We start from the raw sequence: 24,984 nt of genomic DNA, 5'->3' as shown, positions 1-24,984 counted from the left end.
TGCACACCCCGAAGATCCTTCCGCGGGACCTATTGACAGCGGAGAAACATCAGCGCAACATCACTGGCCATCCGCTACTAACTATCCAGTGGGTTAATTAGCCGGGCAACGCACCCGGCGCAGCCGCCCCGCACCCCAGGGATCCGGCCCTTCTCCCCATGCCTCACTCCCCTACTCCGGAGTCCCCCGAAGGAGCACGCCGTGTCCGTCCCCGCCGCAAGCCCTCCCGGTCAGCCGAAGAAAGCCGCCACGGCGGCGTGGATCGGCAGCGCCCTGGAGTACTACGACTTCTTCATCTACGGCAGCGCGGCCGCGCTGATCTTCCCGAAGGTCTTCTTCGACGAGTCGGATCCGGCCACGGCGACCCTCCTGTCCCTGGCGACCTTCGGCGTCGCGTACGCGGCCCGGCCCGTCGGCGCGCTGTTCCTCGGTCACTTCGGCGACCGGGTGGGCCGCAAGAAGATCATGGTCTTCACGCTGATCCTGATGGGCGTCTCGACGTTCCTCATCGGCTGCCTGCCCACCCGCGCCCAGGTCGGCGGTCTGGCGCCGGTGCTGCTGGTGGCCTGCCGGGTCCTGCAGGGCATCTCCGCGGCCGGCGAGCAGGCCGGCGCCAACTCCATGACGCTCGAACACGCGCCGCCGCGGCGGCGCGGCTTCTTCACCAGCTTCACCCTGAGCGGCACCCAGGGCGGACAGCTCCTGGCCACCCTGGTGTTCCTGCCGGTCGCGGCGCTGCCCGAGGACCAGCTGCTGTCGTGGGGCTGGCGGCTGCCGTTCTGGCTGTCCATCGCGGTCGCCGTCGTCGGGTACGTGATCCGGCGCAAGCTGGAGGAGACCCCGGCGTTCGCCGCCCAGCAGGCGGACGGCGAAGTCGTGAGGCTGCCGCTCGCGGTGCTGCTGCGTGAGCACTGGGCGGATGTGCTGCGGGTGATCGGGGGCGCGCTGGTCGCCTCGGTCAGCACCATCTTCACCGTGTGGGCGCTGGCGTACGCGACGAGCGACTCGGTGGGCATGAGCCGCTCCTCGATGCTGTGGGTGGGTGCGCTGGCCAACCTGGTCGCGCTGGCGGCGATCCCGGCGTGGGCCACGCTGTCCGACCGCATCGGCCGCCGCCCGGTGTTCCTGATCGGCGCGGCCGGCAGCGCGGTGCTGATGTTCCTGTACCTGTGGGCGATCTCCACGGGCTCCTACCCGCTGACCCTGCTGCTGGGCATCGCCGCGTTCGGCGTGGTCTACAGCGCCGCGAACGGCGTGTGGCCCTCGTTCTACGGCGAGATGTTCTCGACCCGGGTGCGGCTGTCCGGCATGGCGATCGGCACGCAGATCGGTTTCGCGGTGGCCGGGTTCGCGGTCACCTTCGCGGCGCGGATCGCGGGCCCGGACGGCGACGACTGGTTCTCGGTTGCCCTCTTCACGGCCGCCCTGTGCGTCCCGCCGGTGCTCGCGGCTCTCTCGGCCCGGGAGACCGCGAAGATCCCGACCGAGCAGCTCGGCGTGCGCGCCGTGCGGGAGTCCGCGAAGCCGGAGACGGTGACGGCCTGACCCCACGGCCCCCCGGCCCCCGAGCCCCCGGACGCCTGCCTGCCCGGCGCCGGGGGCTCGGGCATGCCCGGGGGGACGACGGCCCGGGCCCGGACCACGCGCGCGACGCCGCGGAGATCCGTCAGGGCCCTAGCCTTCGCTGCCGCCCTTGGGGATGCCGTACGCCCGTTCCACCCGCAGCCGGGCCACCAGGCGGCGGTCACGGACCATGGCCGCGCGGTACTCCTCCCAGTCTGGGTGCTCGCCCATGACGTCGCGGTAGAGGCGGACGAGTTCCTCCACCGTGTCGTCGTAGGGGGCGCGCGCGACCGGGGCGAGGTCGGCCGTGGCCTCGACGACCGTGTAGGCGCGGCGGTCCGTGGTCGTCACGTGGTACGACGCCCGGGGGTCGCGGCGCAGGTTGCGGGTCTTCGCCCGGTCGTCCGTGACGGAGATCCGCAGGACGCCCTCGTCCGGGTAGTAGTGGTGGCTGACGTTCGACAACTGCGGGCGGCCGTCGCCCTTGAGGGTGACCAGTACTCCGCCGCGCCCCTCGGAGAGCAGTGCGAGCAGTGCGTTCTGCGTCGTGTCCTGAGTCATGTTCCGCACAACCAGCGCACCACAGGGGCGCATTCCCCGCCCTGAGCCCCCGACGGAACCCCGCACGCCGGTAGACACTGTCTACCCGCTCTTGGTAGACAGTGTCTATGAGCGAATCCGAGAAACCGGACCCCGATCTGAGGACCCGCCTCGTCGACGTCGGCGTGGACCTGGTCTCCATGGAGGGAGCCGGTTCGCTGACCCTGCGGGAGATCGCCCGCCGGGCCGGCGTCTCCCACGGCGCGCCCCGCCGCTACTTCCCCACACACCTGGAACTGCTGTCGGCCATCGCCCGCCGCGGCTTCGTCCGGCTGGGCGTCCGGGTGACGACGGCACTCGCCGACGGCGACGCGGGCCCGCGTGAGCAGCTGGCCGAACTGGGACGCGTCTACCTGGAGTTCGCGCTCGACAACCCCGGCATGTACGAGCTGATGTTCCGTCACGATCTGCTCGAGAGCGGCCATCTGCGGCTGCGGGACACCAGCCTGCCGCTGTTCGGCACCCTGGTGGACCTGGTGCGGCGGGCCCGCCCCGACGTCGACGCCCGTACGGTCGCGGGCTCACTGTGGGCGAACCTGCACGGCATCGCCCAGCTGTGGGGCTGGGGAAGTCTCCAACTCGCCACCGGAGCCGACGACTTCACACCCCTGCTGAGTACGGCGCTGGACGCGCATCTCGGGCCGGAGGCCGGCCGGTGAACCGTCCCCTGGCACTGGCGGGCAGTGTGGCGGGGGCCGTGGTGGTCGCCCTGGACGGCACCGTGCTGACCGTCGTCCAGCCCACCCTGCGCCGCGACCTGCACGCCTCCCTCGCCCAGGTGCAGTGGACCAGCACCGGCTATCTCGTGGTCGTGGCCGGCCTGTTGGTGTTCGCCGGGCGGCTGGGCGACCGGTACGGGCACCGGCGCACCTTCGCCCTCGGCATGCTCGGCTTCGGCGCCGCCTCGGCGGGCATCGCCTGGGCGCCCGGGGTGGGCTGGGTGATCGGGCTGCGGGTGGTGCAGGGGGTGTTCGGTGCGCTGTTGCAGCCGGCCACGCTCGGGATGCTGCGCACCGCGTTCCCACCGGACCGGCTGCGCGCACCGCTCGCCGCGCGGACCGCGGCCATCGGGGTGGCGGCCGCGGCGGGGCCGGTGCTGGGCGGGGCGCTCGCCACGGACTTCGGCTGGCGTGCGGTGTTCCTCCTCAACATCGTGCCCGCGCTGGTCTTCGGGCTGTGCGCCCTGGCCTCCCGGGAGGAGAGGCGGCCGGCCGCCGACGTACCACTGGACGTGCCAGGCGCCTTGATGCTCGCGGGGGCGCTCGCCTGTCTGACGCACGCCCTCGTCGCGCTGCCGGGACTGTCCTGGTCGGCACCGGTGGCGCTCGTCGCGGGGGCGGCGTTCGTCCGGCACGAGCGCCGCGCGCGGGCGCCGCTGCTGCCGGCGGGGGTGATCGGGTCGCCGGCGGTCCGCTCCGCCCTCGCCCTGCTGGTCATCGCGTCGGCGGCCCTCAACGGCGGGCTGTTCGCCGGAGTCCACGTCCTCCAGGACGGCCTGGGGCTCACCCCGCTGCACAGTGCGCTGCTCGCGCTGCCACTGGCGGTGTTCCTGATCGCGGCGGCGCCCGCTTCCGCCGTCCTCCTGCGCAGGGCGGGCGCCCGCACCACGGTCACGGGGGCCGCGGCGCTCCTCGCCGCGGGCCTCCTCGCCCTGGCCGGCGCCCCGGGCGAGGCTGCCTCGGCCGCCGCATTCGCGCTGGTGGGAGCCGGGTTCGGGTCCATGATGGTGGCGGCGACCCACGTCGTCGTACGGCAGGCGCCCGCCGAGTCGGCCGGTGCGGCGGGCGGACTCCAGCAGACGGCGATGAACGTCGGACCGGTGCTGGGCGTGGCCTCGGCGACCGTCCTGATGGACCTCGGCGCGGCGCGGGCGCCCATGGCCGTGCTGGGCGTGGCGACGCTCGCGGCGCTCCCGCTCTGCCGGGCGCTGCCGGACCGCAACCCGCACTCCCCCATCGCCTCATCCGCTGGTCGAAGCGACACACCCCACACGCGTCACGGCGGCGAAAGGGGTCCGTACGCCCGTTCACTGCGCGACCATGAGCACTGAGGTCGTCCCGGAGGGGTAGCCGGACCGTACCTCGCACGAGTACACCGGAGGAGAACGATGGCACTGCTGCGACAAGAGGTCGACCCGAGCGAGGTCGGGCTGGACGCGAAGGCGCTGGACCGCCTCGACCAGCACGTCGCCCACTACGTCGACGAGGGCCGGCTGCCCGGCTTCCTCGTGGCCGTCTCGCGGGGCGGCCGGGTCGCGCACCTCACCACGCACGGCCGCCGCGACGTCGCCGCCGGGCTGCCCGTCGAGGCCGACACCCTGTACCGGATCTACTCCATGACCAAGCCTGTGACCTCGGTCGCCGCGCTGATACTGATCGAGGAGGGCCGGCTGCGGCTCGACGACCCGGTCGCCGACCACCTGCCCGCCTTCGCCGACCAGCGGGTGTACGCGGGCGGCTCCGGGAAGGACCTGCGGACGCGTCCCGTGGAGCAGCCGCTCCTGGTCCGGCATCTGATGACCCACACCGCCGGCCTGACCTTCGCCTTCTACCACTGCCACCCGGTCGACGCCCTCTACCGCGAGGCCGGCCTGGAGTCGGCGGTGCTGCCGGGCTCGGACCTGGCCGGAACGGTCGAGGCGTACGCGCGGCTGCCGTTGCAGTTCGAGCCGGGCACGCAGTGGAACTACTCGGTGGCCACCAACGTCCTCGGCCGGATCATCGAGGTGGTCTCCGGACAGCCCCTCGACGAGTTCCTCGCGGAGCGGGTCTTCCGGCCGCTGGGCATGCCGGACGCCGGTTTCCAGGTCTCGGGGGAGCAGACCGGCCGTCTCGCCGAGCTGTACGGCGACACCGCCGGCGGCATCGAGCCGATCCCCGGACTTCCGCTGAACGGCCGGCCCCGTTTCCTGTCGGGCAGCGGCGGTATGGTGGCGACCGCATACGATGTGCACCGCTTCACCGAGCTGCTGCGCCGCCGCGGCGAACTCGACGGGGTCCGGCTGCTGGCCCCGGAGACGGTGGACCTCATGACCCGCAACCATCTCCCCGGCGACGTCGACCTGCGCGCCTTCGGCAGCCGCCCCGCCCACGACGAGCCGGGCAACGACGGCGTCGGCTTCGGCCTGGGCGTCTCCGTGGTCATCGACCCGGACCGCACCCAGGCCCCTTCCGGGCTCGGCACCTACGGCTGGAGCGGCGTCGCCACGACCACCTTCTGGATCGACCCGAGCCGCGACGTGAGCGTGCAGTTCCTCACCCAGCTGAGGCCGAGGAAGTCGCTGAAGCTCTACCCCGACCTCAAGCGGCTGGTGCAGGAGGCGGTGACGGACTGACCGCCGACCGCCCACCCGTGAGGCAGCCGTACACCCGTAAGGCCCAGCCGTGCACCCGGCGGTTTCAGTCGTCGGTGCGGAGGACGAACTCCAGTCCCTCCGCGGCAAGTTCGCCCAGCCACTGCTCGGACCGGGCCGCCGTCTCGGCCGCCCGGTTCAGCCCCGGCGGAAGATCGCCGGCGAGGAGATGGCGGACACCGAGCGCGAGGGTGCGCGAGACGCAGCGCGCCATCGCGCTCTCCTCCTCGTCGCCCACCAGATCGAGCAGGTAACTTCCGGACCAGGAGCCGCCGTTGCCGGCACCGGCCGTACCGTCCGCCGTCACGTCCAGCGAGACCGCGAGGACGACCCGGTCCCGGTCGGCGTCCGTCGTCGGATAGCTGTCGGCCAGCTCCCGTGCCAGGGACGCGATCCGGGTGTCGTCGCCCGCCTTCAGCTCCTCGAACACCGGCTCCCAGGCGGCCAGCCAGCCGTCCAGCCGCAGGGTGCCGCGCACGAAGGTGAGCGGCCGCCAGTCCGCCGGCAGCCCGTACTGCTCCATGAAGGGCACACTGTCGCGGTTGGGGTACACCTCGAAGCTCTCGCCGTCCACGACGTGCCGGCGGGTCGCCTCCCAGGGCCGCCCGGCCATCGTCTCGGTGCCGTCCTCCACGTAACGGGCCGCGGAGCGCAGCGCGTTGAGCACCCCGAGGGGCGCCCAGCTGAACCGGTAGCGGAACTCGTTGGGGACGGCCGGGACGCCGCCGCAGTAGGAGGTGAGGCGGTACGAGGCCGCCGTGCCGTCACCCACCGCCTCCCTGGCGCGCGCGACGAGACTGTGCGCGAAGAGGTGATCGATGCCCGGATCGAGCCCGGCCTCGGTGAGGACCACGAGCCCGGCCTTCTCCGCGCCCGGGACCTGCTCGAGCACCGCGTCCGAGACATAGCTGGAGCAGGCGAAGTGCGCGCGGCGAGCCACGCAGGCGGCGAGCAGCGGGGCGTGCTCCGGGGCGGGCAGCATGGACACCACCACGTCCCCCGGGGCGAGTTCGGCGGTGAGCGCGTCGAGCGTGTAGGCGCACGGCTCGGCACGCCCGGTCAGTCCCAGCCGGTCCAGCGCCTTCGCCGCGCGTTCCGTCGTGCGGTGCCACAGGCGGACCCGGCCGGCGGCCTCGCACAGCGCGGCGAGGCCGCTGCCGGTGGACAGTCCGGCGCCGACCCAGTGGACCGTGCCGGACGCGGGAACGAGCTCAGTCACGGCCGGACTCCTTTGCGTCGACGCCGAGTTCACGGCAGGCCAGATGGAAGCGGTCCAGGCAGCGCGTCCACGCCTCGGCCGTGGTGAACTCCAGCAGCAGGGGCGTCAGCGCCGCGGAGAAGTCGGTGCTCGACTCGCGGGGCAGCAGGGACGGCAGGTTGTCGATGGCGATCAGGTCGAGCGGTGGTTCCTCGCGCAGTCTGCGCACCGGGTCCGCCCACTCGGTCGTACGGTCGTAGACCGGCAGGACGTTGAGCGGTGAGCCCACGTCGCAGGTGACGTCGGACAGGGTGCGCAGCCGGCGCGCCGGGTCGTCGAGGTCCTCCTCGCGCACGAACGGCGGCACCGGCGTGGTGGCCAGCACACAGTTGACCAGCACGTCGTGGTCCAGCAGGGCGCGGCGGTCCAGGTCCCGGGTCTCCGCCAGATCCCAACAGACGGGGTCGACGCCGGCCTCGGCGAACGCCGCCCGGGCGCCCCGGCCGCTGCGGCCCAGGGCGCCGACGACGAGCGCGGTGAACTCCGCGTCGCCCGGTGCCGGGCGCAGCGTGGCGTCCAGCTCGTCCTTGCCGGTGGGGCGCAGGGGCGCGGTCAGCCGGCCCCGCTGCCGGAGCACGGCCAGGGCCGCGCCCAGGTAGCCCGCCCAGAAGCCGAACGCGGCCAGCCGGCGGCCGTGTTCGTCGACGAGGTACTCCAGGTCGAGCAGCGCCCCTCCCCCGGCGGCGAACCGGCGCAGCAGATCGGCAGCGCCGGGCTGCTGCTTGTAGGCGTGCCCGAAGAAGATATGGCGGTGGATCAGCTCACCCGGCTGCTCGGGGAGTTCCTTCAGCCCCAGGACCACGGTCTCGGGCGGCGCCGACACCCAGGAGGCCTCGGCGGCGACTTCGGCGCCCGCCGCCTCGTACTCCTTGAGCGGGAAGATCCGCTGCGGGGAGTCCTCGACGGTCAGACGCACGCCGGCCTCGACGAGGCGGCGGGCGTCCTCGGGGACGACCGGGGTGCGCCGCTCGGTGCCGCGGGCCTCGTGGCGCAGCCACAGATGCGGTGCCGTACTACCCGTCATACGCGATTGACCTCCGGACGCGGGGCGTCGGCCGCGAACCGGCCGGCGCTCAGGGGCGTGACGTCCACGAAGGGTACGCGGCCCAGGTACAGGTCGCGGACGACCTCGCCGACGGCCGGCCCCTGCAGGAAACCGTGCCCGGAGAAACCGGTCGCATACAGAAAACGGGATACCGAAGTCGCCTCGCCGATCAGGGCGTTGTGGTCCGGGGTGACCTCGTACAGGCCCGCCCAGCCACCGGTGCGGCGCAGGTCGAGGATGCCGGGGGCCCGGTGCTCCAGGGCGGCCGCGAGGCGGGGTATCCAACGGTCGTGGGCGTCGGTGGCGAAGCCGGGACGCTCGTCCGGGTCGGACATGCCGACCAGGAGTCCGGGGCCCTCGGAGTGGAAGTAGAGGCTGGTGCTGAAGTCGATCGTCATGGGCAGGCCGGGCTGCAGACCGGCGAGCGCCTCCGTCACCGCGATCTGGCGGCGCAGCGGCTGTACCGGGAGCTCCACGCCCGCCATCGCGCCGACCGCCTTCGACCAGGCGCCGGCCGCGCAGACCACGGTGTCGGTGGTGATGCGGCCCAGTGTGGTGTCGACGGCGGTGATGGCGTCGCCGTGCGTCTCGATGCCGGTCACCGCGGTGCGCCGCAGGATGCGCGCGCCGCACCGGCGGGCGGCGGCCGCGTACCCGTGGACGACGGCCTCGGGGGTGCAGTGGCCGTCGTCGGGTGAGAACGCGGCCGCGAGTAAGCCGTCCGTGGTGATCAGCGGGGACAGCCGCTGTGCCTCCGCGGGGTCGATCATGCGGCTGGGCACGCCGAGCGTGTTCTGCAGCCGGATGCCCCGTTCGAAGGAGGCGACCTCCTCGGGCGTGGAGAGCAGGAAGAGGTAGCCGACCCGGTGCAGCCCGATGTCCTGCCCGGTCTCCTCCTCGAACCGCCCGAACGCCTCCAGGCTGCGCGCTCCGAGCTGGATGTTCAGCTCGTCGGAGAACTGGGCGCGCACTCCGCCCGCGGCCTTCGAGGTCGATCCTGCGGCGAGTTCGTCCCGCTCCACCAGCAGGACGTCCCGTACCCCCGCGGCGGCGAGGTGGTAGGCGATGCTGGTCCCGATCACTCCGCCGCCGATGACGACGACCGAGGCATGGGTGTTCACGCGAGCGGCTCCTTTCGGCTGTGGCCCCGGCCCGGGTGTCGAGGCCGGGGCTGTCACATGCCGTGACCGTCGTGATCCCTACCCCGGGAGGCGACGGTGCGAAGCCTGCTCAGGACCAGTGCGCCACCGCGTCCAGGTGGGGCAGCCGGTGGTCCATGCGCTCCCGCTTGGTGCGCAGGTACGTGATGTTGTTCTCGCACGGCTCGATCAGCAGCGGCACCTCCTCGGCGACCTGGATGCCGTTGTCGACCAGCGCCTCGCGCTTGCGCGGGTTGTTCGACATCAGCCGCACGGACCGTACGCCCAGGTCGCGCAGGATGTCCGCGGCCACCTTGTAGTCGCGGGCGTCCACCGGGAAGCCGAGCGCGACGTTCGCCTCGACGGTGTCCAGGCCCTCCGCCTGCAGTGCCATGGCGCGCAGCTTGCCCAGCAGCCCGATGCCCCGGCCCTCGTGCCCGCGCAGGTAGACGACGACGCCGCTGCCGTGCGCGACGACGGCTCGCAGCGCCGACTCCAGCTGGTCGCCGCACTCGCAGTGCTGGGAACCGAACGCGTCCCCGGTCAGGCATTCCGAGTGCAGCCGGGTCAGCACGTCCTCGCTGCCGATCTCGCCGTAGACCAGGGCGACTTGTTCGTCCCCGCGGTCGTGGTCGAGATAACCGACCGCCTGGAATTTCCCGTACACGGTCGGCAGGGGTGCATTCACGACGCGTTCCACCCCGGTGCGCTGCGGGGTCTTCGTGCCGAGTACGCCAATGTTATCTGTCATGATCTGATTCCTAAGCGGAGACGAAAGGCCGGGAAAAGATGAGTGGTTCGGAGATAGGGGCGGCGGCGTCCGGGACGGCAGCGGCGGCGCATGGCCTGCTGCCTGCGGACACCACCGAGGACGTCCGCGCCCGGGCGGCCGGCGGCGCGCCCCAGGTGGCGGTCCTGCCCGTCGGCAGCTTCGAACAGCACGGCCCGTACCTGCCGCTGGCCACCGACACGCTGGTCGCCTGTGCCATCGCGCGGGAGATCGCCGGGGCGTACCCGGTGCACCTGCTTCCGCCGGTGACCATCGCCTGCTCGCACGAGCACGCGGCCTGGCCGGGGACCGTCAGCATCTCCTCCGTGACCCTTCACGCGGTGGTCGGGGACATCGCGGCGTCGCTGCGCCGCTCGGGCGTCGAGGCCCTGGTGCTGGTCAACGGACACGGCGGGAACTACGTCCTGGGCAACGCGGTCCAGGAGTCCTCCGCCCGCGGTGAACGGATGGCGCTCTTCCCGGCCCCGGAGGACTGGGAGGCGGCGCGGGAACGGTCCGGGGTGGAGACCTCGCTCCTCACCGACATGCACGCCGGGGAGATCGAGACCTCGATCCTGCTGCACGCCCATCCCGAACTGGTCCGGCCCGGCAATGAATCCGCTGATTTCACCGCGGACGACCGTCGCCATCTGCTCACTCTCGGAATGTCCGCCTATACCGATTCGGGCGTCATCGGCCGTCCTTCCCTGGGTTCGGCGGAAAAGGGGAAGGAACTCCTGGCGAGTCTGGCGGATTCCTTCGGCGCGTATTTCTCGTTGCTCACCTCGCCGGAACCGACACCCTCACCGAGGACGGCTGCGGGCTCGGAGGGCGAGGCGGCCGGCTCCGGCTCCGGCTCCCCGGCGTAGGACGCACCGCCGGCTCCGGCGGACCGGGGCCGTACGGCGGCGTACCAGCGCACCACGAGGACGACCGCCCCCGGCAACGCGGCCACGAAGCTCAGCACCCCGTACACCACCGACACCGACAGGCCGGTGCTCGCGCCGAGTCCGGCGGCCCCGAACGCCCAGGCGGTGACGCCCTCGCGCGGACCCCAGCCGCCGACGTTCAGCGGCACGCCCATCGCGAGCAGCGCGAGCACGGCGATCGGCAGCAGCGTGAGCACCGGGGCGGCGGAGCCGGCGACCCGCGCCGCCACCACGAACATCGCGACATGCCCGGCCAGCACCACCACCGACGACAGCGCGACGCCGGGCCCGTTGCGCCGGGACAGCAGCCCCTCGCGCGCCTCGGCCAGCGCCCGGCGCAGGCGTCCGTCGCGGCGCGCGGCCGGACGGTTCATGCGCAGCGCGAGGACGACGGCGAGCGCGCCCACCCCCGCCAGCAGGACCAGCGGGGCGACCTGCCGCGCGTCGGCCATGACCGGCGACGGCAGCACAAGGAGCACCGTCACGCCCATGACGACCAGCGCGAGTTGTCCCGCCGTCCGCTCCAGGACCACCGCCCGTACACCGCGCCCGACGTCACCGGCGCTCTGCCCGTGCCGCACGGCGCGGTGCACGTCGCCGAGGATCCCGCCCGGCAGCGCCGCGTTCAGGAACAGCGCCCGGTAGTAGTCGGCGACGGCCGCGCCGAGCGGCAGCCGGATCCGCAGCCCGCGGGCCACCAGCGCCCACCGCCACGCGCTGAACACCGTGGTGACCACGCCGATCCCGAGCCCGACGAGCAGCGTCGCCGCGTCGATCCGGCGCAGCCCGTCCAGGAACACTCCGGTACCCATCCGCCACAGCAGCACGGCCATGATGGCGACGCCGGCGAACGTTCCGAAGTGGGTGCGCAGGGCCCGCAGGACACGCGGCCGGGCCGGCTTCCCGTGCGCCTCGGTCACGATGACGCCGATCCGCGCCGCGGACACGGCGGGCCCGGTGCGCGCCACCGACGGCGGACGCGGCGGACGCCGTACGGACGGGGTGCCGTCCCCCCACACCACCGGCGTCGTGTCGATCCGCGCGGCCACGGTCTCGGCGCTCATCACACGCCGCCCTTCGGCCTGGCCAGCGCCAGCAGGTCGCTGTGGTGGACGGTGACCCGCAGCTCGCCGGCCTGGCAGGCGGCGATGCGGGCGTTGAGGTAGGTCTCGGCGCGCTCGGCCAGTTCGGGACGCTGCTCGACGGCCGCGCCGACCCAGCCGCGCAGCCACTGCACGGTCAGCGCGGCGTGCTCCGGGCCGAGCCGCCAGGGGCTCGGGTGGACCTTGACGGTGGCGCCGTGGTCGGCGAACGCCTCACAGGCGGCTCCCACCGCGTCGGGGCCGAGGAGGCCGCCGCGCCGCTGATGGTCGTTGAACGCGGCGGCGATCTCCTCGTCCAGCGGGTCCGGCGTGCTCAGTTCCACGCGTCCGGCGACCGAGAGGGTCAGCAGCGCCGGGCAGCCGGCGCCCGCGCAGGCCGCCGCGAGGGTCTCGATCTCCTCGCGGGTGAGGACGTCGAGCAGCGCGGACGCGGTCACCAGCGACGCGCCGAGCAGGGCGTCCGGGGTGAGCCGGGCGACGTCACCGCGCCGGGTCTCCACGGTGACCCGGCTGCCGTCGGCGGCCACCCGCGGGGAGGCGACGGCCGCGAAGTGCAGCAGGTAGGGGTCGCGGTCGTGCAGGATCCAGTGCTGCGCGCCGTCCAGCCGCGGGGCCAGCCAGCGGCCCATCGAGCCGGTGCCGCAGCCCAGATCGTGCACGGCGAGGCCGCCGGCCCGGCTGCTGGGCAGGTTGGCGAGCCGGATCCGCAGCGGGTCCAGCAGGTCCACCGCCCGCGCGGCCGCGTCCGCGGGCTCGCGCAACTGCAGCCACTCGGGCGCGTAACGGGGCTGGTCGTCGGGCCCCACGTCCCGCAGCCGGACGGTGGGACGCTCACCGGGGCGGGCGACGGGACCGGCACCGGGAATCACGAGCTCCGCGACTGCGGCCTCGGCGAGCGCCGCCTCGGCGATCTGCGTGTCTGCCATGGGGTCGGCCTCCTTCGGGCCCGGCTGGGCGGGAATGCCGCCGATCTGCCGGGCCATGTCCGCCGGGGTCACCGTCGTCTTCCTCATGCCGCCCTCCGCGGTTCGCTGGGGAGCCGGCCCAGAACGCCGGCCAGGCTCTGGGCGGTCGACGCCCAGCCGTTCAGGGCCGCCCGCCTGCTGCGCGCCGCCGCCTTCAGCCGCCGCCGGACGTCCGCCTCCCCGAACCAGCCGCGCAGTTCCGCCGCGAGCGCCGCCGGGTTCTCCGGCGGGACGAGGATGCCGGGCACCCCGCCGTCGGGGGCGCGGCCGACCGCCTCGGGCAGCCCGCCGACGTCCGTCGCCAGGACCGGGATGCCCCGGGCGAGGGCCTCGGTGACCGCCATGCCGTACGTCTCGGCGTAGGAGGTGAGGACCATCAGGTCGGCGGAGGCGTAGGCCGCGTCGAGCTCGGCGCCCGCCTTCGCGCCCGCGAGCTCCAGCCGGTCCTCGAGGCCGTACTTCCGGATCAGTCCGCGCAGATGGGCGACGTACTCCGGGTCCTGGCCCAGACCGCCCACGCACACACAGCTCCACCTGAGGTCCGTCACCGCGGCCAGCGCCTCCACCAGCCGGTGCTGCCCCTTGCGCGGCGTCACCGAGGCCACGCACAGCAGCCGGGAGACACCGTCGGTGCCGGAGGCGAGGGGCGCGATGTCGGCGCCCGGGGCGGCGCAGTGCACCTTCTCCGGGGCCAGACCGTGGTGGGAGACGAGCCGGCGGACCGCCCAGTCGCTGGTGGCGATCACCGCGGGCACCGCCCGCAGCACGTCCCGCTCCTTCGCGTCGAGCTCGGCGGCCAGCAGGGGGTCCAGACCCGTCTCGTCACCGAGCGGGAGGTGGACGAGGACCGCGAGCCGCAGCCGCTCCGCCTCCGGGACGACGATCTCCGGGACGCCGCACGCGACGATCCCGTCGAGCAGCACGACCGTGCCGTCCGGCAGCTCGGCGAGCGTGCGCGCCAGATCGTCACGGGCGGCCGCCTCCGGGCTCGGCCAGGAGCCGCTCACCAGGTGCTTGTGCACCTGCCAGCCGAAACCGGGCAGGTCCAGGCAGACCCGCCGGTCGTAGGCGTTGCCGCCGCTGGGGTTCGCCAGGTCGTGGACACCGCCCGGCATGACGAAGTGCACGGAGCGCAGGGACATGGGAATGAGGTCGCCCGTCTTGGGAGCCGTCTTGGGCGTGGAGGCCGGCTTGGCCGCCGCGGTCTGCGCGGGGACGTAGGCCAGCGGCGCCTTTTCCAGGGTCACGTCGGTCACAGCGCACGCTCGAAACTCGCCCAGGCGATGTGCGACTCGTGCAGGCTGACGGAGATCGAGGCGATGCCCCGGGCGCCCTCGCCGAGCGCGCCCTTGTGGATCCGCTCGGCGAGCCGGTCCGCGATGACCTTGGCGAGGAACTCGGTGGACGTGTTGATTCCCGCGAACTCCGGCTCGTTGTCCAGGTTGCGGTAGTTCAGCTCGCTCACCACGGCGCCGAGCTCCTGCATGGCCAGTCCCATGTCGACGACGATGTTGTCGTCGTCCAGCTGCTCGCGGCGGAACGTGGCGTCCACCAGGAACGTCGCTCCGTGCAGGCGCTGCGCGGGTCCGAAGACCTCACCGCGGAAGCTGTGGGCGATCATGATGTGATCGCGGACGGTGACACTGAACAACGGACGACCCTCCAGGTGCGGCGCGTCTGGTCCCCCGGCCATTGCCCGCCGGGGGATGCCGTGTAGTACGGCTCCTCGGTTCCCCTTGTTCAGTCGAATCTCACTCTTTTCTCAGGTCAGGCGCTCTTGCCCGGATCCGGGCCGTACCTGACGCGGTGGCAGAGCGCGGGGATCTCCCCCGACGCCAGCCGCGGCATGGCCTCCGGCAGCTCCTCGAACGCGCTCTCCCCCGTGACGAGCGCGTCGAGCGCCGGGTCGGCGAGCAGGTCGAGGGCGAGCGCCAGCCGGTCGGCGTAGGAGCGGTTCGCGCGGGCGGGCGAGACGGTGCCGACCTGACTGCTGCGGATGACGAGCCGGCGGGAGTGGAACGCCTCACCCAGCGGAAGCGCGACCCTCCGGTCGCCGTACCAGCTGAGTTCCAGGACGGTCCCCTCCGCGCGCAGCAGTTCCAGGGAACGGGTGAGCCCCGCCTCGGTGGCACTGGCGTGCACGACGAGGTCGCAGCCGCCGAGCGCGTCCTCGGGCAGCGCGAACCCGGCACCGAGCGCCTCGGCGGTCTTCGCCCGCGCGGGATCCGCGTCCACCAACTGGACCCGGACGCCCGGAAAACGCGCCAGCAGCGCGGCCACCGAACAGCCCACCATGCCGCCGCCGACCACCGCGATCCGGTCGCCGACCAGCGGCTTCGCGTCCCACAGCGCGTTGACGGCGGTCTCCACCGTGCCGGCCAGCACCGCCCGCCCGGCGGGCACGGAGTCCGGCACGGGGGTCACGGCCGACGCGGGCACGACGTACCGCGTCTGATGCGGGTAGAGACAGAAGACGGTCCGCCCGACGAGGTCCGCCGGCCCCTCCTCCACCAGCCCCACATTGAGATAGCCGTACTTCACGGGCGCCGGGAAGTCGCCCTCCTGGAAGGGCGCCCGCATGACGGCGTGCTGGTTCTCGGGCACCCCGCCGCGGAAGACGAGCGTCTCCGTGCCGCGGCTGATCCCCGAGAAGAGCGAACGGACCAGCACCTCGCCCTCCGCGGGGGCGGGCAGGACGAGATCACGGATCTCGCCCCGGCCCGGGGAACTGAGCCAGAACGCACGCGCGGTGCGGTTCATCGGCTTCCTCCTGAACGATCGGGAACCTGTTCACGTACCGAGGTGTGCACAGTCCGCGCACAGTACGCGGCACTGATCATCTCTGTCATCTGGCCGGAGGAATGTGCGGTGGCCCTGAACAACACTTACGACGCAAGGCTGGTACAGCAGGAGACCGCTGTGGGAGCGGGCGTACAGATCCTGTTGCTGGCGTTGCTCGGCTCGGCGATCGGCCTGGGGCCGGCGGGCTGGGTGACCGGCCTCGTCTTCGCCGTCGCAACCTGGGCGGTGCTCTCCCGGGCGCTCCACCGCTCCGGGCTGCGGTCCTTCGGCCCGGCCAACCGCGTCACCCTGGGCCGCGCCACCCTCGTCGGCGGTGTGACCGCCCTGGTCGCCGACTCCTTCGAGAGCAGCCCGCCGGTGACCCTGCTGGTCGGCCTGACCGCGGTGGCCCTGATCCTCGACGGCGTGGACGGCAAGGTCGCCCGCCGCACCAACACCTCGACGGCCCTCGGCGCACGCTTCGACATGGAGGTCGACGCCTTCCTGATCCTCGTCCTCAGCGTCTACGTCTCCATGGCGCTCGGCCCGTGGGTCCTGCTGATCGGCTCCATGCGCTACGTCTTCGTCGCCGCGGCCCGCGTCGCCCCCTGGCTGAACGCCGCCCTCCCGCCGAGCATGGCCCGCAAGACCGTCGCCGCCCTCCAGGGCATCTGCCTGCTGGTCGCCGGCGCGGACCTGCTCCCGTACACGGCCAACTTCGGCATCATGCTGCTGGCACTGGGCTCCCTGGTCTGGTCGTTCGGCCGGGACGTGCTGTGGCTGTGGCGGACGTCGCGGATCACCGCGGCCGGGACCGCGGCGGACGGAACCGAATCTCCTGTGGAGCGCCGGGTGCTGGAACCGGCGTGACCTTGTAGTTCCCCCGGGGGACACCTCGCACCTACGGAAGGGCCCGGCCGTCTGCCGACGGTGCGGGCCCTTCCGTTGTCCGGGGAGGGGTGCGGGGGCAGGGGCTGGGGCTGGGATCAGCGCCGGTCCGGCGGCCATGGCACGGCGCCGGCTGAGCCGCTCCCCCACCCACCGGGTGAAGGGCCTCGGACACGCTCCCCGCCGGGGATGTGCTGTGGCGGCAGCCCGGCGTGACCGGCGAGCACGGGGACGAAGACGCCCGCCCCGGCCGGGCACACGGTACGGAAGCCGACCGCCGTCGGCAGCGCGCCCAGCAGCGGCCCGACGAACGCGGCCGCGAACCCGTCAGCAGCACCGCGCAGATCACCGCCCGATCGGCCACTCGGTCACCCCCGCCCCCTCTCGTCCCGTGCCGACTTGACAGCGATCGCGACCGCGCCCTAAATCTAGCGACATGACATTCATTTTCAAAACGGTGGTCCGGTAGATGCGCGTCGCGTTCGTCGGCAAGGGCGGCAGCGGCAAGACGACGCTCTCCGCGCTCTTCTCCCGCGCGCTGGCCCGCTCCGGCGCGCCCGTGCTCGCGATCGACGGCGACATCAACCAGCATCTGGCCGAGGCCCTCGACCCCGAGAGCGGTCCCTTCACCGCTCCACCCCTCGCCGCGCACCTGGGAGAGATCAAGGACCTCCTGCGCGGCGACAACCCGCGGATCACCTCCCGCGAGGCGATGATCAAGACCACCCCGCCGGGCCGCGGCTCACGCCTGCTGCGCCTCCTGGGCGACGACGAACTGCACACCCGCCACGTCCGGCCGACGGGCGGCGTCCCCCTGATGGTCACGGGCGAGTTCGACCAGAACGACCTCGGGGTGGCCTGCTACCACTCCAAGCTCGGCGCCGTCGAGCTCTACCTCGGGCACCTGGCCGACGGGCCCGGCGAGTACGTCGTCGTCGACATGACCGCCGGCGCCGACGCGTTCGCCTCGGGCCTGTTCACCCGCTTCGACATGACGTTCCTGGTGGCCGAACCCACCCGCAGGGGCGTCTCCGTCTACCGCCAGTACCGCGACCACGCCCGCGAGTTCGGCATCCCGCTCGCCGTGGTCGGCAACAAGGTGACCGGCGAGGACGACCTGCTCTTCCTCAAGGAGCAGGTGGGCGACGACCTCCTCACCCACCTGGAGCTCTCCCCTTGGCTCCGGTCGGCCGAACGCGGCTCGCCCCAGGGCGAGTTGGAGGCTGCCAACCACCACGCGCTCACCGTCCTGCGCGACACGGTCGACGCCCGCACCAGGGACTGGCCCACCCTGCACCGCCACGCGGTCGAGTTCCATCTGCGCAACGCCCGCGCCTGGGCGGACGCGGCGACGGGCGAGAACCTGGCGGCCCAGGTGGACCCGGACTTCGTACCGGGTCCGGCAGCCCTCGCATAGCCCCCGTCTGCCCCTCCCCCTCCCTCCCCCTCTCCCTCTCCCCCGGAACAGGAACCCCCCATGTCTCTCGACGTCTCCCCGCAGCTCCTCGCCCAGGCCGAAGCCGGTGCCATCCACGAGGCGGACTTCGTGGAAACCGTCCGCGCCTCCCTCCCCTACGCCTACGACCTCATCGACTCCCTCGCCACCCAACTCCACGCCGGAATCACGGAGTTCGCGGACAACCAGACCCCTCCCCCGTCCGAGCGGGAGCGCGGCCAGCTCCTGCGCGCCCTGGCCAGCGACGCCATCCGCGGCAGCCTGGAACGCCACTTCGGCATCACCCTCGCCTTCCAGAACTGCCACCGGGTGGCCGCGTTCCGACCCGGCGCGCGGGGCGGGGACACCTACGCGCGCTTCACCTCCACGCGGGCACAGGTGCTGAACCAGTCGGCGGAACTAAGGGACTGCTGACCTTCCCGTCTGTATCGCCGCGGACAACTTACGCACCGACGTCGTGCACGGCGACGACGTGCCGGCCACCGGCCTGTTCGTGGAACACTTCAACAAGTACGACGTCCAGTGGTACGGCGGGCGCGGCCGCACGATCTTCTTCCAGAACGAGAAGGCCTACGACGCCCCGGACCCAGAACGGCCCGGTCAGGGGCTACGCCGCCTACAAGGTCGGCGACGACGTCTCCGCGCACGAGGCCTGGGGCCTGGGGCCTGGGCAGTTACCGCTACTACGACGTCGACCCGACGATCGTGCAGCACCACGGCTTCGCCGCCCCGGACACCCCGGCGTGAAGTTCCACGACCTGCTGGTGGTCTCCCTCGGCGGCAACGGCCGGTACGAGGCCGTCATCAACGACACGGGGGCGCCGACCTCCGGGACGTCGACGGTGCCGTCGACCGTGGTGTCGTACCCGTGAGCGGACGGTGACCGGCCATCCGCCGAGCGCAGGACGACGGCCCTCGGGGCTCCTTGTGCGGGAGCCCCGAGGGCGGACGGCCTACGGCGCCACCGGCGCCGGTGCGGGCGCGTACCCCGTCGGGCGGGCCGTGAACGTGCCGCGGCCCTGCGTTCGGCTGCGCAACCGGGTCGCGTAGCCGAACAGTTCCGCCAGCGGGACGGCGGCGGTGACCACCGCCGAACCGCCGCGCGCCACCGAGCCGGTGACCCGGCCGCGGCGGGCCGCCAGGTCTCCGAGGACCCCGCCGACCGCGTCCTCCGGGACGGTCACCGTGACCTCCACGACGGGTTCCAGCACCACCATCGCGCAGGTGCGCAGGGCCTCCCGGAGCGCGCCCCGGCCCGCCGTGCGGAAGGCCGTCTCGGAGGAGTCCTTCACATGGGTCGCCCCGTCGGTCAGGGTGACCCGCAGCCCCGTCACCGGATGGCCGCCGCAAGGCCCCTCGGCGAGGGCGTCCCGGCAGCCGGCCTCGACGGCACGGACGTACTCCTGCGGCACCCGCCCGCCGACGACGGCGGACCGGAACTCGAACCCCTCGTCCAGCGCCTCCACATCGATCACGACATGCGCGAACTGCCCGGCCCCGCCGTCCTGTTTGACATGCCGGAAGACCACACCGGACACCCCGCGGACGACCGTCTCCCGGTAGGACACCCTGGGGCGGCCGACGTTGACGTCCAGTGCGAGGGTGCGGCGGATCTTCTCCACCGCCACGTCCAGATGCAGTTCCCCCATGCCCGACAGGACCGTCTGACCGGTCTCCGGATCGGTCCGCACGACCAGCGAGGGATCCTCCTCCGCCAGGCGGGCGAGCGCCGACGCCAACCGGCCGGTGTCGGTGCTGCGGCACGCCTCGACCGCCACCGAGACGACCGGGTCGGCGACACCGGGCGGCTCAAGGACCAACGGCGCCTCGGGCGAGCACAGCGTCGAGCCCGCACGGGCCGCCTTCAGCCCGATCACGGCCACGATGTCCCCGGCGACGGCCCGCTCCAGCGGGGCGTGCCGGTCGGCCTGGACGCGCAGGATCCGTCCGATCCGCTCGGTGCGTCCCGTACCGGACTCCCATACCGTGTCTCCTTTCTCGATCGTTCCCGAGTACACCCGCAGATAGGTGAGCCGGCCCGTGGGGGTCGCGCTGACCTTGAACGCGAGGGCGGCGAACGGTGCGGCGGGGTCGGCGGGGTGGGTCGTCCCGTCGACGGCATGCCGCATACCGTCGACGCCGGCTCGCATACGGTCGGCACCCTGCTGGATGCCGCCCGCTGCCGACACGTCCAGTGGCGACGGCAGGTAGTCGACGACGGCGTCCAGCAGCGGTTCGATCCCGCGGTTGCGGTAGGCCGATCCGCACAGGACGACCACGCCGTCTCCGGTGCGGGTCAGGTCACGGAGAGCGACCGTGAGGGTCTCGGCGGAGAGCCTCTCCCGGTCGCAGAACTCCTCGAGCGCCGCCGGGTGCCGCTCCGCCACGGTCTCCTCCAGGAGTCGGCGCCGGCGCAGCGCCTCCTCCCGCAGTCGCCGCGGTACGTCCGCCTCGACCGCTTCGTCGCCGTCGGACCAGGTCAGGGCGCGCAGGCGGAGCAGGTCCACGACTCCGGTGAAGCCCTCCTCCGTGCCGATCGGCAGCTGGACGACGAGCGGGACGGGATGGAGCCGTTCGCGGATGGACGCCACGGCCGTGTCGAGGTCGGCGCCCGCGCGGTCCAGCTTGTTGACGAACGCGATCCTCGGCACTCCGTGCCGGTCGGCCTGGCGCCACACCGACTCGCTCTGCGGCTCCACGCCCGCGACGGCGTCGAACACCGCCACCGCCCCGTCGAGCACCCGCAGCGCGCGTTCGACCTCGTCGGCGAAGTCGACGTGGCCGGGGGTGTCGATCAGGTTGATGCGGTGACCGTTCCAGTCGCAGCTGACGGCCGCGGCGAAGATGGTGATGCCACGGTCGCGCTCCTGGGGGTCGAAGTCGGTGATGGTGGTGCCGTCATGGACCTCGCCGCGCTTGTGCGTGGTCCCGGTCGCATACAGGATCCGCTCGGTGACGGTGGTCTTTCCGGCGTCGACGTGGGCGAGGATGCCCAGGTTGCGTACGGCGGCGAGGTGACGGTCGAGGTTGTTGCGCACGGCCCTTGGCCTTTCGGGTGTTCCGGGAGAACGGGCGGCGCGATTGTCGGACGAGCGCGGGCTGACGCGACGTCAGTCATGGCGGGGGCCGGTGACTGACGGCGCCTCGGGGTGCTCGGGTGCCCGTCAGGACTGCCGGTGCCGGCCGCGCAGCGGGCACCGGACGGACGAGGACACGAGGATCACCTCGTAGCGTGCGCAGGGAGCGGAGTCAGCGGTGTGGTCACGCATGGCCGGGCTCCCTTCGTCGTCACGGTGCGCCGCAGCCCCGGTCGTGGGCGGCGCTCGATGTTCGGTGAGTGTAGGGGCGAGGAGGCGGGCGCCGCACGGGATTTACCGCGCCAGAGCGGGCCGCGCCCGCCCGTCGCCTGCCTCACCCACGTGCTCACGCCCGCGTGCCGTCCGCCGTGTAGAAGTGCCGTCGCACCCGGCGCAGCCACGCCTCGGCGGCCGTCTCGTCGGGCTGTTCGGGAAGGACGCTGCGGGTCCGGGCGAACTTCTCCTCGAACTCGTGCAGCAGCGGCGCGGCGGCCTCGGGGTCGGCGGCGACCTCCTCGCCGAACCGCCGGTAGCTCTCCGGGTCCTCCAGGCGGATCGTCAACCGGCCGGTGGCGTACAGCTCGTGGCCCTGGGTGCACAGCCGCTTGAGGTGTCGCGCGTGCTTAGCGATCCGCTTGGCGGTGCCCTCCGCGGGCGCGCCGTCGCCCCGGTTCTGCAGCTTGCGGAACTGCTGGGTGGCATAGCCGAGGTAGGCGTCGCGGACGCGCCGGGCGCTCGGCAACGTCCCACGGATGCCGATGAGTTCGTCGCCGAGCGGGGTGCGGACCTCGTACAACTCGTCCGGCAGCCAGACGAGTTCCATGACCGTCGGGTTTCCGCCGAGGGCGAGCCGGCACCACTTGGCGGCCTCGTGCAGGGTGCGGTCGGGCGCGGTGCTGACGTGCGACTCCTTCGGGGTGTGCAGACCGTGCAGTTCCTCGGTGGGGGCCGCGAACAGGCCGAGGCGGTCCACGTCGGATCCCGCGTGCGCGAGCCCGTAGGCGGTCGACCCGACGATGCCGGACAGCAGGATGTTGGTGACGGTCACTGGAGCCCCCCGATGGTGTGCGCCCCGCGGTGTTCCCGGGTGATGGCCCGCAGCCGGGCGACGGGACAGCCATGATGCCCCCGCCCGCCCGCAGGCCACCTCACATTTTTCGGCTCTGTCGTGGATCCTGTGATGCCGATCGGCGAGGCGGATAGGGTTGCCCCGCAGGCTGAGAGGGGTGACGGTGAGCTCGACAGGGGCATGGGGGGTCCGCGTCATCCCTGACGCGGAGGCTCGGGAACTTCCGGACCGTTACGTCCATCGCCCACGTCGGTCGCCTATGGATTCGCGGACTTCATCGAGGACGCCAACGGGTCCACCGCGGCCACGGACGCGGCGGCCGGCGGCGCCGCTCGCGTACTCCTCTCCGCAGATCAGCCGCGACTTAGCCCCGATGACCCATATCGCTGAGGAGGCCGTCCCATGGAACCCGCCACGCTGATCACCGGTGGCTCGACCGGAATCGGCGCCGCCACCGCCCGCGCCCTGCTCAAGCAGGGCCACCGCGTGGCCGTCACCGGACGTGACGCGGACAAGCTGGCCGCCTTCGCCGCTTCGGCCGCAGCGGGCGAGCGGCTGCTGACGATCACCAGCGACACCAGCGACGCGCACGACGTCGCCTCCGCCGTGCGCCGCGTGGTGGACGCGTGGGGCCGACTGGACAACGTCATCGCCAACGCCGGTTTCTCACTGCCCGGCAACCTGGAGAGCCACGCCCCCGAGGACATGCGCGCCATGGTCCTCACCAACGTCCTGGGCCCGGCCCTGCTGGTGCGGGAGACCCTGCCGCACCTCAGGGAGTCCAAGGGCCGGATCGTGATCATCGGTTCGGTCGCCGGGGTGCGCAACACGCCTGGCAACCTGTACTCGGTCACCAAGTGGGCCGCGCACGCGCTGGCCGAGAACACCCGGCTGCTGGTCGGCAAGGACGGAGTCGGCGTGACCGTCATCGCCCCCGGGGTGGTGGACACCCCGTTCTGGGAGGAGCGCGGCGGCACCCCCGAGGCGGCGCCGGCGATGACCGCCCAGCAGATCGCGGACACGATCGTCTTCGCCGTCAACCAGCCCGCGGGCGTGGACATCAACCACATCACCATGCGGCCGACCGGACAGCTCGGCTGACGCCGCGCTCTCAACGACCGTACGACAAGGCGCCTTCGGGCGTCCGGGTGGACGCGCGGCGTCAGGGGGAGAAGTGGGCGCCCCGGGAAGGACCACCTCGGACCGGACGCCGTCGCCGGGCAGTGCGCTCTCGGGTGCGAGATCCTCCCAGGTGATCGAGGCGTCGCACTGCTCCTTGGAGTGCCGGGCGGCGGCCGACTCCCCGTCCCGGCTGCCGTGCGAGGCGGCCATCACGTCGTGCGCCACGTTGACCGCCCGGATGCCCGGGGGCACCGCGAACCCGTTGGCGGCGTCCCGGGGACAGAACGCCACCCTGGGCGCGTCGACGGTGAGGACCAGCGCGCGGAAACCGGCGGCCCCGGCCCAGCGGATCGGGTCCACGGGGAGGTCGCAGCGCTTGAGCCGGTACAGCTGTGACCACAGCGGGCCGGTGGCCGCGGTGGCGATGTCCACACACCGGCCTTCTCTTCCCCCTCCGTCACCCGTACGGATCAGTGCGCTGGTCGTGGGGCCGTACCGGTGGTGCCGTGGAGGGCAGGGACCTGTCCCTGTCCCCGTCCTCAGGAGGCATCCCGTGACCACCCCTCGCCCGTCCCGACCCTCCGGCCCCACCCGCCCCGCCGGTCCAGGACGTCCCGGCCGCCCGGCCCGTCTACTGGCCGGGGCTGCCGCCGTGGGGGCGCTGCTGACCACGGCGGCCTGCTCCGACGGGGACGACAGCGCCTCGTCCGACGAGAGCGTCGCGGCCTCCCCCGTCGCCGAGCGGGCCGCCTCGACCTCGCCCGCCCCGTCGGCGTCCTGGACCTTGACCCCGTCCGGCGCCCGGATCGCGCTGATCACCGAGGGAGACCTGGAGGACGACTGGAACCAGGTGAACAACGCGTCGACCTGGCACGACTCGCTGCTCATCGGCAAGGTCGACGCGGCCGAGTTCGTCAGCGCCAAGTCGCAGGCGGCCGCATGCCAGCGTCTGCTGGACTCGCTCTACGACGACGACCTGCTCGGCAAACCGTCCGGCGCGTCCGCGCTCACCGGATTCCAGGAGGGCGACTCCCGGCTGCTCTACCAGGTCGCCGCGTACAAGAAGTCCGGTCTGGACGACTCCTTCAAGTGGCTGGGCTCGCTGACCGACGAGTGCGACGAGTTCACGGCGGTCGCCTCCGACGGTTCCAAGCGGACCGTCCAGGTCGTGGAAGCCTCCATTCCCAAGTCGGGTGACGAACGGCAGGGCCTGACCGTGACGGTCAACGGCTCCTCGGACGGCTCGCCGGTCACGCTCACCCTGGACGTGGCGGCCGTACGCGTCGGCACCGACGCGATCACGATCACCAACGGCGGCGTGGACGGCGCCGACCACGACAGCACCAAGACGGCGGTGCAGCTGGGCACCCGGCGGCTGCAGGACGTCCAGGCGGGCAAGACACCCGCCCCGGAGCCGAGCGGTGGCCAGCAGGACTGAGCCACGGCCGGGCGGAGCACCGCCTCACCCGGGGCACTGACAACGCAGCCGTAGTCACCTCTCTGCTTCCCGTGGGTCAGCCCTTGACGGCCCCGGTGAGTACGCCCGTCTTGAAGTGCTTCTGCATGAAGGGATACACCAGCAGGATCGGTACCAGCGTCAGCACCACCACGGCCATCTGCAGGGACTGGGGCGCTGTCTGTGTGTGGACGCCGCCGAAGCCGTTGTTGACCGATCCGGGCATGGTCAGGCCGTAGTTGACGTACTGGAGGAGTACGTACTGCAGTGGCCACTTGGCGCTGTCGGTCGGCATGTAGAGCATCACGTTGAAGAACGCGTTCCAGTAGCCGACGGCGTAGAAGAGGGCCACGACCGCGGTGACCGCGCGGGAGGTGGGCAGCACCACCGACCACAGGATGCGCCATTCGCT

22 protein-coding genes and 4 pseudogenes are annotated in these 24,984 nt (G+C 72.7%); 11 read left to right on the top strand and 15 right to left on the bottom strand.

Translation table 11 applies throughout. The features are described from left to right. Positions 1-201 precede the first annotated feature (201 nt). The gene (locus ABT057_RS31525) at positions 202-1,545 is read left to right on the top strand and encodes an MFS transporter (RefSeq protein WP_352347043.1); all 1,344 of its coding nucleotides are present in this window, start codon (positions 202-204) and stop codon (positions 1,543-1,545) included. Positions 1,546-1,674: 129 nt separating this feature from the next. On the opposite strand, the gene ABT057_RS31520 is transcribed toward ABT057_RS31525, so the two are convergent. Then, positions 1,675-2,124 (bottom strand): PPOX class F420-dependent oxidoreductase, encoded by a 450-nt coding sequence (locus ABT057_RS31520; RefSeq protein ID WP_352347042.1) that lies wholly within the window; start codon positions 2,122-2,124, stop codon positions 1,675-1,677. 107 nt (positions 2,125-2,231) lie between these two features. Between ABT057_RS31520 and ABT057_RS31515 the strand changes: the two genes are divergently transcribed. The 3 genes from ABT057_RS31515 to ABT057_RS31505 are packed head-to-tail and all read left to right on the top strand — an operon-like array spanning position 2,232 to position 5,497. Further along, on the top strand, positions 2,232-2,822 hold the full coding sequence (locus ABT057_RS31515; RefSeq protein WP_352347041.1) for a TetR/AcrR family transcriptional regulator: 591 nt from the start codon (positions 2,232-2,234) through the stop codon (positions 2,820-2,822). Continuing rightward, on the top strand, positions 2,819-4,213 hold the full coding sequence (locus tag ABT057_RS31510) for an MFS transporter (protein ID WP_352347040.1): 1,395 nt from the start codon (positions 2,819-2,821) through the stop codon (positions 4,211-4,213). Before ABT057_RS31515 ends, ABT057_RS31510 begins: the two co-directional genes overlap by 4 nt. 57 nt (positions 4,214-4,270) lie before the next feature. Next, positions 4,271-5,497 carry a serine hydrolase domain-containing protein gene (locus ABT057_RS31505; RefSeq protein WP_352347039.1) on the top strand — a complete coding sequence of 409 codons (1,227 nt, stop codon included), beginning with the start codon at positions 4,271-4,273 and terminating at the stop codon, positions 5,495-5,497. 64 nt (positions 5,498-5,561) lie between these two features. On the opposite strand, the gene ABT057_RS31500 is transcribed toward ABT057_RS31505, so the two are convergent. The 4 genes from ABT057_RS31500 to ribA form a co-directional block, all read right to left on the bottom strand. After that, complete coding sequence (locus ABT057_RS31500) at positions 5,562-6,734, bottom strand: saccharopine dehydrogenase family protein (protein WP_352347038.1); 1,173 nt, start codon at positions 6,732-6,734, stop codon at positions 5,562-5,564. Next, entirely contained in the window at positions 6,727-7,797 is a 1,071-nt protein-coding gene (locus ABT057_RS31495; protein WP_352347037.1) for a saccharopine dehydrogenase, read from the bottom strand. Before ABT057_RS31495 ends, ABT057_RS31500 begins: the two co-directional genes overlap by 8 nt. Beyond that, positions 7,794-8,939, bottom strand: coding sequence for an NAD(P)/FAD-dependent oxidoreductase (locus ABT057_RS31490; RefSeq protein WP_352347036.1), 1,146 nt, complete (start codon positions 8,937-8,939; stop codon positions 7,794-7,796). Before ABT057_RS31490 ends, ABT057_RS31495 begins: the two co-directional genes overlap by 4 nt. A 109-nt stretch (positions 8,940-9,048) precedes the next feature. Then, on the bottom strand, positions 9,049-9,708 hold the full coding sequence (ribA, locus tag ABT057_RS31485; RefSeq protein WP_352347035.1) for a GTP cyclohydrolase II: 660 nt from the start codon (positions 9,706-9,708) through the stop codon (positions 9,049-9,051). 38 nt (positions 9,709-9,746) lie between these two features. On the opposite strand from ribA, the gene ABT057_RS31480 reads away from it, so the two are divergent. Beyond that, complete coding sequence (locus ABT057_RS31480; RefSeq protein WP_352347034.1) at positions 9,747-10,595, top strand: creatininase family protein; 849 nt, start codon at positions 9,747-9,749, stop codon at positions 10,593-10,595. A 131-nt stretch (positions 10,596-10,726) separates the two neighbouring features. On the opposite strand, the pseudogene ABT057_RS31475 reads toward ABT057_RS31480, so the two are convergent. The 5 genes and pseudogenes from ABT057_RS31475 to ABT057_RS31455 all read right to left on the bottom strand — a co-directional run. Continuing rightward, positions 10,727-11,467: pseudogene (locus ABT057_RS31475) on the bottom strand (lysylphosphatidylglycerol synthase transmembrane domain-containing protein); the annotation flags it as partial. Between the two features lie 251 nt (positions 11,468-11,718). Further along, positions 11,719-12,771: a class I SAM-dependent methyltransferase gene (locus tag ABT057_RS31470; RefSeq protein ID WP_352347033.1), complete on the bottom strand. Its 1,053-nt coding sequence runs from the start codon at positions 12,769-12,771 to the stop codon at positions 11,719-11,721. Continuing rightward, positions 12,768-13,979, bottom strand: coding sequence for a glycosyltransferase family 4 protein (locus tag ABT057_RS31465; RefSeq protein WP_352347032.1), 1,212 nt, complete (start codon positions 13,977-13,979; stop codon positions 12,768-12,770). Before ABT057_RS31465 ends, ABT057_RS31470 begins: the two co-directional genes overlap by 4 nt. Beyond that, the gene (locus tag ABT057_RS31460; protein ID WP_352347031.1) at positions 13,976-14,374 is read right to left on the bottom strand and encodes a 6-pyruvoyl trahydropterin synthase family protein; all 399 of its coding nucleotides are present in this window, start codon (positions 14,372-14,374) and stop codon (positions 13,976-13,978) included. The genes ABT057_RS31465 and ABT057_RS31460 overlap by 4 nt, the downstream gene beginning before the upstream one ends. A gap of 116 nt (positions 14,375-14,490) precedes the next feature. After that, a complete protein-coding gene (locus ABT057_RS31455) occupies positions 14,491-15,483 on the bottom strand; it encodes a zinc-dependent alcohol dehydrogenase (RefSeq protein WP_352347030.1) in 993 nt (330 codons plus the stop codon). 108 nt (positions 15,484-15,591) lie between these two features. Here ABT057_RS31455 and ABT057_RS31450 point away from each other — a divergent pair, with 108 nt between their 5' ends. After that, on the top strand, positions 15,592-16,374 hold the full coding sequence (locus tag ABT057_RS31450) for a CDP-alcohol phosphatidyltransferase family protein (RefSeq protein WP_352347029.1): 783 nt from the start codon (positions 15,592-15,594) through the stop codon (positions 16,372-16,374). Between the two features lie 185 nt (positions 16,375-16,559). On the opposite strand, the pseudogene ABT057_RS31445 reads toward ABT057_RS31450, so the two are convergent. After that, a pseudogene (locus ABT057_RS31445) lies at positions 16,560-16,718 on the bottom strand (MFS transporter); the annotation flags it as partial. A gap of 143 nt (positions 16,719-16,861) precedes the next feature. Here ABT057_RS31445 and ABT057_RS31440 point away from each other — a divergent pair. The 3 genes and pseudogenes from ABT057_RS31440 to ABT057_RS31430 all read left to right on the top strand — a co-directional run. Next, complete coding sequence (locus ABT057_RS31440; RefSeq protein WP_352347028.1) at positions 16,862-17,809, top strand: ATP-binding protein; 948 nt, start codon at positions 16,862-16,864, stop codon at positions 17,807-17,809. 60 nt (positions 17,810-17,869) lie between these two features. Then, a complete protein-coding gene (locus tag ABT057_RS31435; protein WP_352347027.1) occupies positions 17,870-18,262 on the top strand; it encodes an SCO5389 family protein in 393 nt (130 codons plus the stop codon). Positions 18,263-18,305: 43 nt separating this feature from the next. Further along, positions 18,306-18,720 (top strand): annotated as a pseudogene (locus tag ABT057_RS31430) (pectate lyase-like domain-containing protein); the annotation flags it as partial. An 81-nt stretch (positions 18,721-18,801) separates the two neighbouring features. Here ABT057_RS31430 and fusA read toward each other — a convergent pair. Further along, positions 18,802-20,886, bottom strand: coding sequence for an elongation factor G (gene fusA / locus ABT057_RS31425; RefSeq protein ID WP_352347026.1), 2,085 nt, complete (start codon positions 20,884-20,886; stop codon positions 18,802-18,804). A 385-nt stretch (positions 20,887-21,271) separates the two neighbouring features. Next, positions 21,272-21,973: a nucleotidyltransferase domain-containing protein gene (locus ABT057_RS31420; protein ID WP_352347025.1), complete on the bottom strand. Its 702-nt coding sequence runs from the start codon at positions 21,971-21,973 to the stop codon at positions 21,272-21,274. 423 nt (positions 21,974-22,396) lie between these two features. Between ABT057_RS31420 and ABT057_RS31415 the strand changes: the two genes are divergently transcribed. Further along, entirely contained in the window at positions 22,397-23,095 is a 699-nt protein-coding gene (locus ABT057_RS31415; RefSeq protein WP_352347024.1) for an SDR family oxidoreductase, read from the top strand. 147 nt (positions 23,096-23,242) lie between these two features. Here ABT057_RS31415 and ABT057_RS31410 read toward each other — a convergent pair. Beyond that, a pseudogene (locus ABT057_RS31410) lies at positions 23,243-23,548 on the bottom strand (alpha-hydroxy-acid oxidizing protein); the annotation flags it as partial. Positions 23,549-23,669: 121 nt separating this feature from the next. Here ABT057_RS31410 and ABT057_RS31405 point away from each other — a divergent pair. Continuing rightward, on the top strand, positions 23,670-24,554 hold the full coding sequence (locus ABT057_RS31405) for a hypothetical protein (protein WP_502973999.1): 885 nt from the start codon (positions 23,670-23,672) through the stop codon (positions 24,552-24,554). 76 nt (positions 24,555-24,630) lie between these two features. Here ABT057_RS31405 and ABT057_RS31400 read toward each other — a convergent pair. Next, positions 24,631-24,984 (bottom strand): ABC transporter permease family protein (locus ABT057_RS31400; protein WP_502973998.1); only part of this gene is annotated, 354 nt, incomplete at its 5' end.

Source organism: Streptomyces sp. NPDC002588 (assembly GCF_040295925.1).
Lineage (GTDB): Bacteria > Actinomycetota > Actinomycetes > Streptomycetales > Streptomycetaceae > Streptomyces.
The sequence above is the reverse complement of the archived record's forward strand: the minus strand, read 5'-3'. Positions and strand labels throughout refer to the sequence as shown.

What these genes read in the sequence shown, in the direction of transcription:
- ABT057_RS31470 (WP_352347033.1), bottom strand. Translation starts at nt 12,771, where the DNA reads ATGAGGAAGACGACGGTGACCCCGGCGGACATGGCCCGGCAGATCGGC.
- ABT057_RS31515 (WP_352347041.1), top strand. Translation starts at nt 2,232, where the DNA reads ATGAGCGAATCCGAGAAACCGGACCCCGATCTGAGGACCCGCCTCGTC.
- ribA (WP_352347035.1), bottom strand. Translation starts at nt 9,708, where the DNA reads ATGACAGATAACATTGGCGTACTCGGCACGAAGACCCCGCAGCGCACC.
- ABT057_RS31495 (WP_352347037.1), bottom strand. Translation starts at nt 7,797, where the DNA reads ATGACGGGTAGTACGGCACCGCATCTGTGGCTGCGCCACGAGGCCCGC.
- ABT057_RS31520 (WP_352347042.1), bottom strand. Translation starts at nt 2,124, where the DNA reads ATGACTCAGGACACGACGCAGAACGCACTGCTCGCACTGCTCTCCGAG.
- ABT057_RS31455 (WP_352347030.1), bottom strand. Translation starts at nt 15,483, where the DNA reads ATGAACCGCACCGCGCGTGCGTTCTGGCTCAGTTCCCCGGGCCGGGGC.
- ABT057_RS31480 (WP_352347034.1), top strand. Translation starts at nt 9,747, where the DNA reads ATGAGTGGTTCGGAGATAGGGGCGGCGGCGTCCGGGACGGCAGCGGCG.
- ABT057_RS31440 (WP_352347028.1), top strand. Translation starts at nt 16,862, where the DNA reads ATGCGCGTCGCGTTCGTCGGCAAGGGCGGCAGCGGCAAGACGACGCTC.
- ABT057_RS31415 (WP_352347024.1), top strand. Translation starts at nt 22,397, where the DNA reads ATGGAACCCGCCACGCTGATCACCGGTGGCTCGACCGGAATCGGCGCC.
- ABT057_RS31435 (WP_352347027.1), top strand. Translation starts at nt 17,870, where the DNA reads ATGTCTCTCGACGTCTCCCCGCAGCTCCTCGCCCAGGCCGAAGCCGGT.
- ABT057_RS31505 (WP_352347039.1), top strand. Translation starts at nt 4,271, where the DNA reads ATGGCACTGCTGCGACAAGAGGTCGACCCGAGCGAGGTCGGGCTGGAC.